We start from the raw sequence: 14,306 nt of genomic DNA, 5'->3' as shown, positions 1-14,306 counted from the left end.
GATCGGAATGGACGGAGACGCTCGTGCCGCGCTCGAGGCGCTGATCCGGGAACGACGGGAGGATTATGCCTCCCTGTCTCGCCTGCTCGGGCGCAACCCCGCCTACATTCAACAGTTCATCAAGCGCGGGGTGCCGAAAAAGCTCGACGAGGAAGACCGGCGCACGCTGGCCCGCTATTTCGGCGTCGGCGAGGCAATGCTCGGCGGCCCGGAGGATGAACGAGAGGAACTGATCTCGGTGCCCGTTCTGGATGTGCAGGCCTCGGCCGGTCACGGCGCCTTTGCCGGCGACGAGCGCGCCCGCGCCCGGATGCGTTTCGACCCGAGCTGGCTGCGGGGACTAAAGCTCGATCCGGCGCAGCTGTCGGTGATCCAGGTGGTCGGGGATTCCATGTCGCCGACGCTCGACGATGGCGACGATATCCTGGTCGATCTGAGCGACGGCGCCGCGGGCGTGCGCGACGGCGTCTATGTGCTGCGGCTGGACGGAGCGCTCAACGTCAAGCGGCTGGTCGTCGACCGCGCACGCGGGCGCGTTTCGGTCAAAAGCGACAATCCTGCCTATACGAGCTGGCCGACGCTCGATCCGTCGCGGCTGGACGTGATCGGGCGCGTCGTTTGGGCGGGGCGACGGCTGGCCTAGTTCGTTGCGGCGCTTTCGGTGCGCGGCCGTTTGCACCCCTTGGTCCGGGCAATGCCGCGCAGATAGCCGCGCCGGGCGATGCCGGCGTCGACTGCGGCATTGTAGCGGCGCTCAGCGCCGGCCGCGCCGCTGACTTCCCGGATCACGCCGCGAAACGGGATGAAGCTGCCGACGACGCTTTTCGCCACCGACGTGGCATTCAGCCCGTGCTTCGTCTCGATGCCCGAATCGAAGTCAGGGCCAAGCACGGTATCGAGTTCGCCAAGCGCTGTGTTGAGCTGCGCGCAGTTGCGGGTCGCTTCGGTCGAATAGGGATCGTCCTGCGCCGAAAGCAGCACCGGCGGGATCTCTTTCTTCTTCAGGTTCACGTCCTCGACCGGCGTCATCGCCGCATCCTCGGCGACCTTGCCAGGAGGCTGTGCGAAGGCCGGAACGGCGGAGCAGAGAGCGACAGCCAGCATCACGGTGCGCATGGGACTCTCCATAGATGATCTGTTCACCACCTTCTCACGGGAAGACCGCTTGCACAATCGCGACTCGACCGATATACTTACAGCCATGTCAGCAACGATGACTCAGACCCAGCCTCAGATGCTGCCCGTGCCCGGCACCGTGACGCGGCGCGATTGGAAGAGCGCGTGGATCGCTCTCCGAAAGCTGCTGCACGACGGCAACGATACCGTCCAGGTGTTCCGGATCATGCGGGCACTGAACGCCGGCAATGGGGCTCTCAACTATCACCGGTTGCTCGACACGCCGGGCGGCGGGCGGATCGCGTTCCGCCGGACTGAGCTGGCGCAGTTGTTCAGCGATCCCGATTACGTCGCAAGCTTCAGGCCCGGCACCGTCGGCGCCGCCTATCGCGACTTCCTGAGCCGCACCGGCTATACGGCGATGGGGCTGGCCGAGGTGTCGCAAGCCGACAATGTTCCGCACGATGCCGAGCATCCCTATGCCTGGTTCGGCCGCCGAGAGCGCGACATCCATGACATCTGGCACGTGCTGACCGGCTATCAGGCCGACGAGCCGCTCGGCGAAGCGTGCTTGGTCGCTTTCTCTTATGCGCAGACCAGAGGGTTGGGCTGGGCGGCCATCGCGCTCGGTGCGTCCCTGAAGGCGCGGCGCGTGACCGGCAGCTGGATGTTCGCCCGCGCCGTGATCGAGGGCTATCGCAACGGCAAGCGCGCGACCTGGCTGTCGGGCCAGGATTACGAGCAGCTGATGCACGAGCCGATCGACAGCGTTCGCCGGCGCCTCTGCATTCCCGATCCCGTCCGCTATCGTGAAACCCAGGCGGCGCTCGCGGCGATGGGCAAGACGGGCCTCTGAATTGTTGCCGATCCGGTGCTTAGGCCATAATTGATGGCCTGATGGCGACACTTGTATCCAACCAGTCCGGCGCGGCCGACCAACCCGTCGTCTACGGCACGTCCAGCCGGCGCGACTGGAAGGCGGCCTGGGCGGCGCTCAGGACGCTGCTCGCGGACAGCGACGACACCGTCCAGGCGTTCCGGATCATGCGTGCGCTGAATGCCGACACGCCGGCGAAGCAGTATCGCAAGCTGTTGATGAGTCCCGGCGGTGGCCGGATCGCCTATCACCGGGTCGAGCTGTCGCAGCTGTTCAGCACGCCCGGGTTTCTCACACAGTTTGCGCCCGACACGGTGGGCGCCGCTTATCGCGATTTCCTTGGCCGCACCGGCTATACCGCGATGGGGCTGGCCGACGTCTCGGAAGCACAGCATCGGGAAGACGAGCTGGAGCACCCCTATGGCTGGATCGGCCGACGCGAACGCGACGTGCACGATATCTGGCACGTGCTGACCGGCTACCAGGCCGACGAGCCACTGGGCGAAGCCTGCCTGATCGCCTTTTCCTATGCGCAGACCGATGGCCTCGGCTGGGCGGTGATCTCGGGCGGCGGCGCGCTCAAGTCGCTGCGCGTGACAGGGGAGACGGCGTTCTTCCGCGCCGTGTGGGAAGGCTATCGCAACGGCAAGCGCGCGGCCTGGCTGTCCGGCGAGGATTACGAAAAGCTGCTGCACGAACCGCTACAAGCGGCGCGGCGCCGCCTGAACATTCCGGAACCGGTTCGCTATCTCCACGCCCAGAGGCGGCTCGCCAAGCAGGGACTGACGGGGCTCTGATCCTTGACTACAGCGGGCCTGTGATCGCCCGCCTCTCCTTGACCGATTTCCGGTCCTACGCCGATGCGCTGATCGAGCCGGGGCCGGGGCTCGTGATCCTGACCGGAGAGAATGGCGCGGGCAAGACCAACCTGCTCGAGGCGGTGTCGCTGCTTGCCCCCGGGCGGGGTTTGCGGGGCGCTGCGCTGTCGGACATGGCGCGGCAGGGCGGGGCGGGGGGGGTCACCCTTGCTGCGCGGCTTGGCGACGATGTCGAGATCGGCACGGGCACCCTGGCCGGCGCTCCCGAACGGCGGATCGTGCGGATCAACGGGGCGCCAGCCGCGGCGAACGCGCTGGCCGAGCGGCTGTCGGTGCTGTGGCTGACGCCGGCAATGGATCGGCTGTTCACGGAAAGCGCCGGCGGACGGCGACGATTTCTCGATCGGCTGGTGCTCGCGCTGGAACCGGCGCACGCCCACCACGCCGCGCGCTATGAAGCGGCCATGCGGGCCCGCACCCGGCTGCTGACTGGCGACGAGGTTCCGGATCCGGCCTGGCTGAGCGCGCTCGAAGCCCAGATGCACGAACACGGATCGGCGGTTGCCGGCGCCCGGTCGCGGACAGTCGCTGCGCTGGGCGCACGGATCGGCGACGCGCCGGAAACAATCTTCGCCCGCGCCGGCCTGGCGCTGGAAGGCTGGGACGCCGAGCATCCGTGGCCGCTCGCCGCCAATCGCAATCGCGACGCTGCGGCGGGTCGCGCAACAGAAGGACCGCACCGGCAGGACCTGCGCGTCACCCATTTGGGCAAGGGCCAGGCGGCGGCGCTGTGCTCGACCGGCGAGCAGAAGGCGCTGCTGATCGGGCTGATCCTGGCCCATGCGGCGCTGGTTGCGGAGCGGACCGGCGGTCCTCCGGTGCTGCTGCTCGACGAAGTCGCGGCGCATCTCGACCCGCGCCGGCGTGCGGCCCTGCTCGACCGGCTTAGTGCCAGTGGCGGGCAGGTGTGGATGACGGGCACCGAGCCGGCGCTGTTCGCGGACGCGCCCGCTCAGGCGACTCGCTTCGTCGTCGACAATTCCACGATCCGGCGCGCCTGATCCGCTTGTTGTTTTCCGTTCATGCAACCGTATCCGCTCTACTGCCGTTGAAACGCGGTCTAGAGGAGGACAAGTCATGCGTAAGTTGCTCACTGGGCTCGCTCTGACGGCGACCATGTTGACGGGCATGTCTGCGCCTGCATTCGGCCAATATTATGGCAGCTATGGTTCCGGCTACACGGGCAGGAATACAAGCGGCTATTATGGCACGAACGGGTATTATCGCGATCGCTACGGCGTGATGCGCGATCGTTATGGCAATCGCGTCGATGAAGCGGCTATCAATGCTGACGTGAATGCCAGCGGCTTTTACGTTGACGGCCGCGGCACGCTGCGCGACCGGCGGGGCCGGATCGTGACGGCTGCCCGTGCGGACAGGAACGGCTGGTATCGCGACAGCAACGGCTATTGGGCGCAGGGCGCCGCCGGTTATGCGCAGAACGGCTATGTCCGCGACCGCTACGGCGTGCTGCGGGACCGCTACGGCAACCGCGTGTCCGAACAGACCGCCTATAATGGCCGGACCTGGCGCGGCGATGACGGCCGCACCTATTGCCGTCGCAGCGACGGCACGATCGGCACGATCGTCGGCGGCGTGGCCGGCGCGCTGCTCGGCAGTGCGATCGGCGGCACAGGCGCCACGATTCTCGGCGGCGGCGCGGGCGCGCTGGCTGGTCGAGCGATTCAGCGCAACAGCGACGACTGCCGCTGAAAACGATCAGCTCAAAACAGAAGGGCGGAGCCTTCGGGCTCCGCCTTTTTGTTGCCTGCCGTTCAGCGAGGCGGCGATATGCTCATTGCATTCGGGTTCAAACGGAGGGGTTTATGCGCAGTCTGGTTCTCATCGCGGGTGTCGCCGCCTCGCTCTTGCCGCAGGCGGGGGCGCTCGCTCAGCCTGCGCCCCCGCCGCCGCCGCGCTATGACGATCGGTACGACGACCGCTACGACAGGCGTGCCCTCGACGCGGACATGGATGCGGCGCAGCGGCGGTTCGATGCGGCGCAGGCGCGGTTCGACCGCGAGCGCGACATCTACGGCCGCGAACGCCAGGCCTATGACGATGCGCGCGCCCGCTACGATGCGGAACGCGAGCGGCTCGCCTCGCGCGCCTATGACGCGCCGACGTGGCGCGGCGCCGACGGGCAGGTTTATTGCAAGCGCAAGGACGGGACCACCGGCACGATTATCGGCGGCGTCGCCGGCGCGCTACTCGGCCGCGCGATCGACGGCGGCCGGCATCGCGCGGTTGGAACGATCATCGGCGGCGGCGCCGGCGCCCTCGCCGGCCGCGCTGTCGAGCAGGGCAGCGATCCGGACTGCCGGTAATTAATCCTCCCCTGCAGATGCAGGGGAGGATCTCATCAATGCACATGCCCTGACGACGGATACACCAGCGCCCGCAGTCCCCTGCGCTCGAACGGAGCCCATTCGCCTTCCGGCTGCGCCAGGCGATCGGCAATCGCGTAGAGGACCGAGGCGTTGATGCCCAGGCCGCAATGGCTGCCATAAACCTCGATATTATCGGTCGCCGCGTCTTCGGGCTCGCAGCAATTCTGCCAGGCGACGATGCCGTCTGCCTTGGTGAAGATCGCGGTCGACGGCACCGGCGGCGTGGTCGCGCTCTCGCGCAGCTGCGCCTGCGTGTCGTGGTCGCCGATCCGCTGCCCGCTCAGCGATTCATAGGCGCGGAGCACGTTCGTCGCGCGTGGATCGCCGGTGAATGGGGAGCCGAGTGAGATCACCTGCCGCACCATGTCGGGACGGCGGCGGGCCACCTGCCGCGCCATCACGCCGCCCAGCGACCAGCCGATGATCGAAGCCTTGCGCCCGGTCTCGGCATGGATGGCCTCCAGCCTCTCGATCAGCTTCTCGCCTTGCCGGCCGATCGCCTTCGGGCCGAGATTGCGGCCAAGCTCCCAGCCATAAGGCGCGTAGCCGAGCAGCTCGAGATAGCGGCGCAGCAGGGATGTAGAAGCGTCGGTGGTGATGAAACCGGGCAGGACCAGCACCGGATGGCCGTCACCGCGCGGGGCATTCAGCAGCAGCGGCGCTGCCCAGGGCAGCGCGCCCAGCTCGGCCAGCGCGCGCGGCAGCTCCGACAATGCCAGCAGCTTCGACGGCGGCTCGATCCGTGCCGCAGGTGCGTCCGTCATTCCATTCCTTTCCGCTCACGTAAGCCGTCCCAACGCTTGTGCCCGCGTTATCTTTCCGACGGTTACGCCCCTCCCAGACCGAATGCCTCATGCTGCGCGGCCAGCCGCCCAACGTCGAGACTGAGTATCACGAGATCGTGCACCGATCCTTGCCGGTCCATCACATGATCCTTGAGCAGCGCTTCCCCCCGAAAGCCATGCTCCTCGAACAGCTGGATCGCGCCGCGCTGATCGGGCGTCATCTGCGCGACCAGCTTCTTGAGGTCGCGCTGGACGGCGACCTTGAACATTTCCTCCAGCAGCCGTCGGCCGACGCCTTGGCCGCGCAGTTGCGGCGAAACGAGCAGCCGGATTTCCCCGACATGGGTCGACCAGCCGAGCGGGTCGCGGACCAGCGCGCAGGTGCCGACGATTGCATCGCCGTCTTCCGCGACGAAGCTGTCGATGAACCCGTCCTCCACGGCTTCCTGCCACGCCTCGATCACCTTGCGATGCTTCAGGTCGCGGCTGAGGAACAGCAGGTCATGCTCCGGAAGCGCGCGGGAAAAGCGCATCATCGCGTCGATATCGTCCGGCTTGAAGCGGCGGATCGTGACGGGAAGGTCGGTCAAAGCGAACGCTCCTGGAGCCAGTCGTCGAGTTTGGGCCAGAGCCGGCGGACCGCGTTGCCGCCCGCGACCAGGCTGACATGCCCGCCCTTCAGCACAATCTCCTCCTTGTCGGCGGAGCCGATCATGTCGATCAGCGGCGCCGAGGCCGCTTTCGGCACGATATGGTCGTGTTCGGCGACGACGTGGAGGAACGGGGCAGTGATGTTGCCCAGATCGACTTGCCTGCCGCCCACCTCCATCGTGCCTTCGTAAAGGCGATTCTCCCACATCAGCAAGCGGGTGGTCTGACGAAAATATTCGCCGGCCAGCGGCAGCATGTCGGTCGTCCAGCGATCGAACATGCGGTAGCTCTTGACGAATTCGTCGTTCCAGAGGTTGTCGAGCAGGCGAATCTGCCCGGCGAGGCGCTGCGCCGGCCGCAGCATGTCGAACGATGTGTAGAGCATGTCGGCCGGGCAGCAGCCGAACGTGTCGACCAGCCGGTCCACGTCGAAAAAGCGCCGGTCCGCCCATGCCTGGAACATCTCCATCGCCTTGAAATCGATGGGCGTGGTGAAGGTGACGAGGTTGGCCATCGGTCCGTCGGGATGGAGCGCGGCCCACAGCACCGACAGCACGCCGCCGAAGCAATAGCCGACCAGCGTCAGGTCGGGCTCGCCCGTTTCCTCCGCGATCCGCGCAATCGCAGCCGGAAGGAAATCGAGGACATAATGTTCGAGGCTCAGGTCTTTCTCGTCCGGCCGCGGCGGCGACCAGTCGAGCATGAACACGTCGTAGCCGCGCTTCAGCAGGAACTCGACCAGGCTCTGCCCCGGCACCATGTCGAAGATATAGCCGCGGTTGGTGGTCGCCATCACCAGCAGCAGCGGCACGCGATAGACCTCCTCCGACATCGGCCTGTAATGATAGAGGTTCATCGTGCCGCGCTGGATCAGCACGTCCTTGGGGCTGGCGCCGAGCACCGGTGCAGGCGAGGCGAAATAGCCGAGGCCCTTGATGTTGCGCTTGAGCGCGCGGTCGAAGGCGACCCGGGCCTGCTCGACGAGATCCGGGGCCGCCGTGTCGGTCATTCGCCCTTTTTCGGCGGCTTCTTGGTGCGTTTGGGCCTGGGCCGGTCGGAGGCCGGCTGAGCGTCTCCGGCGATCTTCGCGAGCAGGGATTCGATCCGGTCCAGCCGCGCCTCGATCCCGCGCATGCGCGCCGTCATGTCGATCATGTCCTCGCGGCTGGGCATGTTCGCGGCTTCCAGTGCGCGGCTCATCGCTTCCTTGGCCGCTTCCTTCGCCTTCAGGCCGGCGGTGGTGGCGCCATGCATGGTCCGGGCGAACTCCCCCGACTTCATCATCTCGGCGCCGAACTGGTTGGCGATGCCCTCCCACTGGCCGAGCATTTCACGAAAGAAAGTGCCGGGATCGGGTTTGCTCATGGGAGGATCATCGGTGGGAGAGGACGCGTCGTCAAGCGGCGCTAGTCGAAGCTGACCCTACGGACATCACGAGCGGAGTGAAGAACGCGGACAATCAGAACCGAGCGGTCGGTAACCTTGTAATAGATTGTGTAGGGCGGTGCGGAGATCGTCCTGAATTCCGTTTCTTCGAGCGCCGGGCCGCTGAACGGATGATCGCGCAAGCGGGCTGTTGCTTCCGAAATGCGTTGAACGGTACGGAAAGCGGCGTCAGGATTGTCTTGCGCGATGTAGTACCAGATGTCGTCAAGATCGGCGATCGCACGCGGAAGCCGGACAATCGCCTTCAAGCAGCTCTTTCCCGCTTCATGCGCTCCATGCCGCGGCGATGAATGTCCTCCGGATCGAAGTTTCCCTCGATGGGCTCGCCGCTGTCGAGGCCTTCCTGAATTAAGGCACGCAACCGCTCGACTTCCTCCTCGCGGCGTTTGCGCCAAAGGTGAAGAGCTTCGTCGATTACATCGTCGCGACCGGAATAGTCGCCCGATCGAATGGCTCGGTCGATGTCCGAAATCAGCTCTTCGCTGAGCGTCACGTCCAATTTGCGCATCTCACCCATAGGGGCGCTCCTCGTCTCAAAGTGAATATGAAGGTCCGGTGCAGCTCCGGCAACCTTCATTGACTCCGTTGCGGAGCCTATGGGAACATAAAGAGAACATATGAGTCGAGTCGGCAGCATGGGACGGGCATTGCGCCTGGAGCGCCTCCGCGCGGAGGTGCGTGCGATCGCCGCCGCGGGGCAGGACCCGGCGGCGGTGCTGCCGTTCGGCGTGAGCGACCTTGATGCGCGGCTCGCGGGAGGCGGGCTCGCCGATGCGGGCGTGCACGAGGCCGCGGGGGCTTCGGACGGTTACAGCGACGATGCGGCGGCGACCTTGTTCCTCGCCGGGATCGCAGCGCGACGGGCGGGCCGCCGTGGCACTGTGCTTTGGGTGGTCGCCAGACGTGATCTATTCGCGCCGGGCCTGGCACAAGCGGGGCTCGATCCGGGCAAGCTGCTGGTCGCCGAAACGGGACGTGACAGCGACGTGCTCGCGGTGATGGAGGAGGGCCTTAGGCACGGCGCGCTGGCCGCGGTGGTGGGCGAGATCGGGCGCGCCGGACTGACCGAGACACGACGGCTGCAGCTGGCGGCGGAGGAGGGCGGCACGATGGCGCTGCTGCTCCGCCGCTGGCGCAAGGGCGATCCGCTGGGCGAACCATCGAGCGCACTCACGCGCTGGCGGATCGGCTCCGCGCCGTCCGTGCCGCTGCCCGGGCCCGGCGTGGGCCGTGCTTGCTGGCATGTCGAACTTGCCCGTCAGCGTGGCGGGCCCGGTTTTTCCCTCTTGCTGGAGTCTTGCGATGCGCAGGGTCGCCTCGCTGTACCTGCCCTGTCTGCCGACCGACCGGATCAGGCGGATCGAGGGGACGAACGTCAGGCGGCATAAGCCCGTTGTTCCTTCTGAACCGCTTCTGCTGCCGAAAGATGATGAGGAGTTTGCCTGCTCCTGCCCACGCGGCGGTCCTTGGCGGCCGGGCGCACGCTGGGCGAGGCGTGCGGAATTGGAAGCACAGATCGAGCAGCTGCCGATGCACCGGCGGCCGACGATCCGCGAGATGGGCCGCCGGAGCGAAGCGGCGGAGATGCCGTTCAAGCGGATGAGGCCCGATGAGGGCGGCGGCTCGGTGTTCCTTCCATCCTTCGCTGCCGAGGGCGCTGCGCTCGTCACGATCCATAATTCCGGCCAGCGCGTGGTGCTGGCGGCGGTGTCCCGGGAGGCAGCGGCCCTGGGCCTCGCCCTCGGCATGCCGCTGACGCAGGCGCGAGCGATGATCCCAGGGCTCGATATTCACGAAGCCGATCCGGCCGCTGATGCCGCGCTGCTGGATCGGATCGGCCGGTTCGCGGCACGGCGGATCACGCCGCTGGTCGCGACGGCGGGCGCGGACGGGCTGTGGCTGGACCTGACCGGGGCCGCGCATCTGAATGGCGGCGAACGCCGGGTCTGTGCCGGCCTGCTGCGCTTCTGCGCGAAGCTGGGGATCGAGGCGCGGATCGCCGTTGCCGGCAATGGCGCCGCCGCTGACGCGCTGGCGCGGCATGGGCCCGAGCGGCTGACCCTCTGCCCCGAAGGCGGCGAACAGGCTGCACTCGGGCCATTGCCGATTGCTGCGCTGCGGATCGACCCCGCGGTCGTCGAGAAGATGCGTCGGCTCGGGCTGGAATGGATCGGCGAGCTGGCCGCGGTTCCGCGTGGACCGCTGGTGCGGCGCTTCGGCCGGGACGTGCTGCTGAAGCTGGACCAGGCCTTGGGCCAGGCCGCCGAGCCGATCGACCCTATCGTGCCACGCGATGCGCCGAGCGCCGAACTGCGTTTCGCCGAGCCGATCGGAGGTGCGGAGGTGATCGCGCGGGCAGTGAGCGACCTGCTCGATCAGTTGATCGAACGGCTGCGGGAAACCGGGCTCGGCGCCCGTGCGCTGCTGCTGCTCTGCGACCGAGTCGACCGGCAGCAGCAGCGAGTCGAGATCGGCGCCGCACGGGCGACGCGCGACAAGGCTCATCTGCTGCGCCTGCTCGCGCGGCGGATCGAGACGATCGAGCCCGGCTTCGGCATCGATGCGATGCGCCTGATCGCCGCCCGGACCGAGCCACTGGGCGCGATCGCCGTCCCCGGCGATCTCGCCGCGCCTGAACCCGTGCCGGACTTGTCGCAGCTGATCGATCTGATCGCCGGCCGTCTCGGCGCGCAGCGGCTCTACCGGCTGAGCGCGATCGAAAGCGATGTGCCAGAGCGCAGCGTCTGCAGGATTGCGCCACTCGATACGACCATTGCCTGGCCCGATGCCTGGCCGCGGCCGCCGCGGCTGCTCCCGCGGCCGGAGCGGATCGATCATGTCGTCGCCGAACTGCCAGACGCGCCGCCGCGGCGCTTTACCTGGCGCGGCAGGATGTACAAGCTGGTCAGGGGCGACGGTCCCGAGCGCATCTATGGCGAATGGTGGAAACGGGGCGCCGAACGCGACGCGGTGCGCGATTATTTCCACGTCGAGGACGAGAGCGGCGCACGCTTCTGGCTGTTCCGCCGCGGCGACGGGATCGACCCGCGCACGGGCGACCTCAGCTGGTGGATTCAAGGCGGATGTGGATAACTCCGCCGGCCGATCCTTGAGCGGCTGCAACAATGTGACGGATCGCTTAAAGGCGCTTGCGACTCGTGGCGACGCGCGCCATGATTTGTGCAGCGCACAATAAGCGGGGCCTCCTGCGTGAAGAAGATCGAAGCGATCATCAAGCCGTTCAAGCTCGACGAAGTGAAGGAAGCGCTGCACGACGTCGGCGTGTCCGGCATCACCGTCACCGAAGCGAAAGGCTTCGGCCGGCAGAAGGGCCATACTGAGCTGTACCGCGGTGCGGAATATGTCGTCGATTTCCTGCCCAAGGTGAAGCTGGAAGTGGTGGTCGAGGACTCGCTTGCCGAACGCGTGGTCGAAGCGATCGCCGCCGCCGCCCAGACCGGCCGCATCGGCGACGGCAAAATCTTCGTCTTGCCGGTTGAAACCGCCCTCCGCATCCGTACTGGCGAACGCGACGCCGACGCTCTCTAACCGCTCAGCCCACCCCGGAGACACTCAAATGCCCGCCACTGCCGCCGACATCCTCCAGCGCATCCAGGACGAGGAGATCGAATGGGTCGACCTCCGCTTCACCGACCCGAAGGGCAAGTGGCAGCATTTGTCGATGGTCGCGGGCGTGATCGACGAGGATGCGCTGACCGACGGACTGATGTTCGACGGATCGTCGATCGCCGGCTGGAAGGCGATCAACGAAAGCGACATGATCCTGAAGCCGGATCTGGACGCCGTCTATGTCGATCCGTTCTCGGCGACGCCGATGATGATCGTCTTCTGCGACATCGTCGAGCCCTCGACCGGGGAGCTCTACAGCCGCGATCCGCGCTCGACCGCCAAGCGCGCCGAGGCGTATCTGAAGAACACCGGCATCGGCGACACCATTTATGTCGGGCCCGAGGCCGAGTTCTTCCTGTTCGACGACGTCCGGTTCGAGAACAGCTACGCGACCAGCTATTACAAGATCGACGATATCGAGCTGCCGACCAACACCGGCCGCGAATATGAGGTCGGCAACCTTGCCCATCGCCCGCGCGTCAAGGGCGGCTACTTCCCGGTCGCGCCGGTCGACAGCGCGATGGACATCCGCGGCGAGATGGTATCGACCATGCTCGAAATGGGCCTGCCCTGCGACAAGCACCACCATGAGGTGGCGGCCGCGCAACACGAGCTCGGCCTGACGTTCGGCACGCTGGTCGAGACCGCCGACCGGATGCAGATCTACAAATATGTCGTGCACCAGGTCGCCCAGGCTTACGGCAAGACCGCGACCTTCATGCCGAAGCCGATCAAGGAAGATAACGGCTCGGGCATGCACACGCACATGTCGATCTGGGCCAGCGACAAGCCGCTGTTCGCCGGCAACGGCTATGCGGGCCTCAGCGACATGTGCCTCTATTTCATCGGCGGCGTGATCAAGCATGCGCGCGCGCTGAACGCCTTCACCAATCCGTCGACCAACAGCTACAAGCGGCTGGTGCCGGGTTACGAGGCGCCGGTGCTGCTGGCCTATTCGAGCCGCAACCGCTCGGCCTCGTGCCGCATCCCGTACGGGACCGGCAGCAAGGCGAAGCGCGTCGAGTTCCGCTTCCCGGACGCGCTCGCCAACCCGTATCTCGCCTATGCGGCGCTGCTGATGGCCGGCCTCGACGGCATCCAGAACCGCCTCCACCCGGGCGATGCGATGGACAAGAACCTCTACGACCTGCCGCCGGCCGAGCTCGCCGACGTGCCGACCGTCTGCGGTTCGCTCCGGGAAGCGCTGGACGCGCTTGAAGCCGACATGGACTTCCTGCTGAAGGGCGATGTGTTCGGCCGCGAGCAGATCGACGCCTACATCGGGCTCAAGCGCGAGGAAGTCGCCCTTTGGGAAATGACGCCGTCGCCCGTCGAGTTCGATATGTACTACAGCGGCTGAGGCTGGCGTGCCGCCAGCTGGTGCGGGCGAGCGAAGCGTTGCCCGCGCAGCTGCTGTCGGCCGGCCTCGCCAAAGCGAGGACCGACGGCGCGGGATTTACTCCCGCGCCGTTTTGCTTTGGAGACTCAACGTCAAATGGTTGGTTATTTGCTCTTGAGACGCCGGTCGTTTTCATCCGAACATTGATTCATAAACCCGAGAATCTTTTGGGTGATGGCGTCCTGCGGAGTGTCATAGGTTATGTCGCTCTCGCGAATGAGCTTGACTGTGCACTCGTCCAGAAACTTGAGCTGCGCGGCAAGTTCCGCCGTCGGAGCCGGCGGCTGCGGGCTCGCCATGAACTGCTGTACAATCACCTCGGTCGCGGGCGGGCGGTCTGCTTGCCCATTGCCGCACGCAACTAGCGCTAAGGCCACGACTGGCCATGGACGCATCATTTACTTCTCCACGGGCTTCTATTCGTGTCCAGCTGTACCGGACGTGCGCCGCCAACAGGTGAGTAAGGCGCTAATGTCCGTAACAGGCCGATCACCGACGTAGCAGGCGCCGGCTAAGCCGCCTCCAACGTCGGAATCCGCTCCAACTCTTCGGCCATCGCCGGTGCAGTGACCGCCAGATCATAGTTGGCCTGCATCCGCAGCCAAAACTCCGCCCCGTTTCCGCAAAGCTTTCCCACGCGAAGCGCCATCTGCGGAGTCACCGGCTGCCGCTCGCCCAACAGCTCGTAAAGCGTATGCCGCGACACGCCCAAAGCGCGCGCAATCTCCGTCTTCGGCTTGCCGATAGCCGGCAGGACCACTTCCCGCAGCAGTTCGCCGGGATGCGTTGGCGGTAGCCCTCGTAGGAGAGTCATCAATGATAATCCTCGATGTCGACTTGCACAGCGTCCTTGCCGTCAAAACCGAACGTGACACGGTAGTTTCCGCTCGCGTCCACGGCGTACCGCTTCGGATTTCCATGCAATCCGTGAAACCGCAAACCTGGCAAGTTCATCCGCTCAGGCTCCGATGCCGACTCAAGCGCCGCCAGAATGAGGCGAACCCGTGCCGGATTTTGCACCGGCAGCTTCGAAGGGTTTCCGGTCTCCGCGAACAACTTCAGCGCCTTGCTGCGAAACGAGCGGATCATATGTAAGTTATCGGCTTACAACTGTCAACCTTCAGCTTACAGCCG

Annotated in this window: 20 protein-coding genes; 10 read left to right on the top strand and 10 right to left on the bottom strand. The window is 66.2% G+C overall.

Annotated features, from left to right (window positions below):
- The first annotated feature begins 7 nt into the window (after positions 1-7).
- A complete protein-coding gene (locus tag SCH01S_RS08820; protein WP_046348430.1) occupies positions 8-643 on the top strand; it encodes a S24 family peptidase in 636 nt (211 codons plus the stop codon).
- On the opposite strand, the gene SCH01S_RS08815 is transcribed toward SCH01S_RS08820, so the two are convergent.
- Entirely contained in the window at positions 640-1,116 is a 477-nt protein-coding gene (locus SCH01S_RS08815) for a hypothetical protein (protein WP_052733870.1), read from the bottom strand. The genes SCH01S_RS08820 and SCH01S_RS08815 overlap by 4 nt on opposite strands.
- Positions 1,117-1,201: 85 nt before the next feature.
- Here SCH01S_RS08815 and SCH01S_RS08810 point away from each other — a divergent pair, with 85 nt between their 5' ends.
- The 5 genes from SCH01S_RS08810 (at position 1,202) to SCH01S_RS08790 (ending at position 5,198) form a co-directional block, all read left to right on the top strand.
- Complete coding sequence (locus tag SCH01S_RS08810) at positions 1,202-1,972, top strand: Coq4 family protein (protein ID WP_245612206.1); 771 nt, start codon at positions 1,202-1,204, stop codon at positions 1,970-1,972.
- 41 nt (positions 1,973-2,013) lie between these two features.
- Complete coding sequence (locus SCH01S_RS08805) at positions 2,014-2,790, top strand: Coq4 family protein (protein ID WP_046348429.1); 777 nt, start codon at positions 2,014-2,016, stop codon at positions 2,788-2,790.
- Between the two features lie 20 nt (positions 2,791-2,810).
- Positions 2,811-3,872, top strand: coding sequence for a DNA replication/repair protein RecF (recF, locus tag SCH01S_RS08800; protein ID WP_046348428.1), 1,062 nt, complete (start codon positions 2,811-2,813; stop codon positions 3,870-3,872).
- Positions 3,873-3,948: 76 nt separating this feature from the next.
- The gene (locus tag SCH01S_RS15830) at positions 3,949-4,584 is read left to right on the top strand and encodes a hypothetical protein (protein ID WP_157032870.1); all 636 of its coding nucleotides are present in this window, start codon (positions 3,949-3,951) and stop codon (positions 4,582-4,584) included.
- Positions 4,585-4,697: 113 nt separating this feature from the next.
- The gene (locus SCH01S_RS08790) at positions 4,698-5,198 is read left to right on the top strand and encodes a glycine zipper 2TM domain-containing protein (RefSeq protein ID WP_052733868.1); all 501 of its coding nucleotides are present in this window, start codon (positions 4,698-4,700) and stop codon (positions 5,196-5,198) included.
- A 35-nt stretch (positions 5,199-5,233) separates the two neighbouring features.
- Here the strand turns inward: SCH01S_RS08790 and SCH01S_RS08785 are convergent, their stop codons facing one another.
- From SCH01S_RS08785 to SCH01S_RS16775, 6 genes are all read right to left on the bottom strand, one after another.
- Positions 5,234-6,025 (bottom strand): esterase/lipase family protein, encoded by a 792-nt coding sequence (locus SCH01S_RS08785; protein ID WP_046348427.1) that lies wholly within the window; start codon positions 6,023-6,025, stop codon positions 5,234-5,236.
- Positions 6,026-6,087: 62 nt separating this feature from the next.
- A complete protein-coding gene (locus SCH01S_RS08780; protein WP_245612205.1) occupies positions 6,088-6,636 on the bottom strand; it encodes a GNAT family N-acetyltransferase in 549 nt (182 codons plus the stop codon).
- Positions 6,633-7,706, bottom strand: a complete 1,074-nt coding sequence (locus SCH01S_RS08775) for an alpha/beta fold hydrolase (protein WP_046348426.1) — start codon at positions 7,704-7,706, stop codon at positions 6,633-6,635. Before SCH01S_RS08775 ends, SCH01S_RS08780 begins: the two co-directional genes overlap by 4 nt.
- Positions 7,703-8,062, bottom strand: a complete 360-nt coding sequence (locus SCH01S_RS08770; protein WP_046348425.1) for a hypothetical protein — start codon at positions 8,060-8,062, stop codon at positions 7,703-7,705. The genes SCH01S_RS08775 and SCH01S_RS08770 overlap by 4 nt, the downstream gene beginning before the upstream one ends.
- A 41-nt stretch (positions 8,063-8,103) precedes the next feature.
- Complete coding sequence (locus SCH01S_RS16130; protein WP_046348424.1) at positions 8,104-8,391, bottom strand: type II toxin-antitoxin system RelE/ParE family toxin; 288 nt, start codon at positions 8,389-8,391, stop codon at positions 8,104-8,106.
- A complete protein-coding gene (locus SCH01S_RS16775; RefSeq protein ID WP_245612207.1) occupies positions 8,388-8,636 on the bottom strand; it encodes a ribbon-helix-helix domain-containing protein in 249 nt (82 codons plus the stop codon). Before SCH01S_RS16775 ends, SCH01S_RS16130 begins: the two co-directional genes overlap by 4 nt.
- A 124-nt stretch (positions 8,637-8,760) precedes the next feature.
- On the opposite strand from SCH01S_RS16775, the gene SCH01S_RS08755 reads away from it, so the two are divergent.
- The 4 genes from SCH01S_RS08755 (at position 8,761) to glnA (ending at position 13,133) form a co-directional block, all read left to right on the top strand.
- Positions 8,761-9,531: an ImuA family protein gene (locus tag SCH01S_RS08755; protein WP_245612204.1), complete on the top strand. Its 771-nt coding sequence runs from the start codon at positions 8,761-8,763 to the stop codon at positions 9,529-9,531.
- Positions 9,532-9,646: 115 nt separating this feature from the next.
- Positions 9,647-11,236, top strand: coding sequence for a Y-family DNA polymerase (locus SCH01S_RS08750; protein ID WP_245612203.1), 1,590 nt, complete (start codon positions 9,647-9,649; stop codon positions 11,234-11,236).
- A 117-nt stretch (positions 11,237-11,353) separates the two neighbouring features.
- Positions 11,354-11,692: a P-II family nitrogen regulator gene (locus SCH01S_RS08745; RefSeq protein WP_046348420.1), complete on the top strand. Its 339-nt coding sequence runs from the start codon at positions 11,354-11,356 to the stop codon at positions 11,690-11,692.
- A 28-nt stretch (positions 11,693-11,720) separates the two neighbouring features.
- Positions 11,721-13,133, top strand: coding sequence for a type I glutamate--ammonia ligase (glnA, locus tag SCH01S_RS08740; protein ID WP_046348419.1), 1,413 nt, complete (start codon positions 11,721-11,723; stop codon positions 13,131-13,133).
- A 143-nt stretch (positions 13,134-13,276) separates the two neighbouring features.
- Here glnA and SCH01S_RS08735 read toward each other — a convergent pair whose 3' ends face one another.
- The 3 genes from SCH01S_RS08735 to SCH01S_RS08725 all read right to left on the bottom strand — a co-directional run bounded on the left by SCH01S_RS08735 (position 13,277) and on the right by SCH01S_RS08725 (position 14,261).
- Positions 13,277-13,570: a hypothetical protein gene (locus SCH01S_RS08735; protein WP_157032867.1), complete on the bottom strand. Its 294-nt coding sequence runs from the start codon at positions 13,568-13,570 to the stop codon at positions 13,277-13,279.
- Positions 13,571-13,683: 113 nt separating this feature from the next.
- Entirely contained in the window at positions 13,684-13,986 is a 303-nt protein-coding gene (locus tag SCH01S_RS08730) for a HigA family addiction module antitoxin (RefSeq protein ID WP_046348417.1), read from the bottom strand.
- Positions 13,986-14,261, bottom strand: coding sequence for a type II toxin-antitoxin system RelE/ParE family toxin (locus tag SCH01S_RS08725; protein ID WP_046348416.1), 276 nt, complete (start codon positions 14,259-14,261; stop codon positions 13,986-13,988). The genes SCH01S_RS08730 and SCH01S_RS08725 overlap by 1 nt, the downstream gene beginning before the upstream one ends.
- Between the last annotated feature and the right edge of the window lie 45 nt (positions 14,262-14,306).

The sequence above is a fragment of the Sphingomonas changbaiensis NBRC 104936 genome (assembly GCF_000974765.1).
Lineage (GTDB): Bacteria > Pseudomonadota > Alphaproteobacteria > Sphingomonadales > Sphingomonadaceae > Sphingomonas_B > Sphingomonas_B changbaiensis.
Note: the sequence above shows the minus strand (reverse complement) of the source record. Positions and strands in the feature narration are given on the sequence as shown.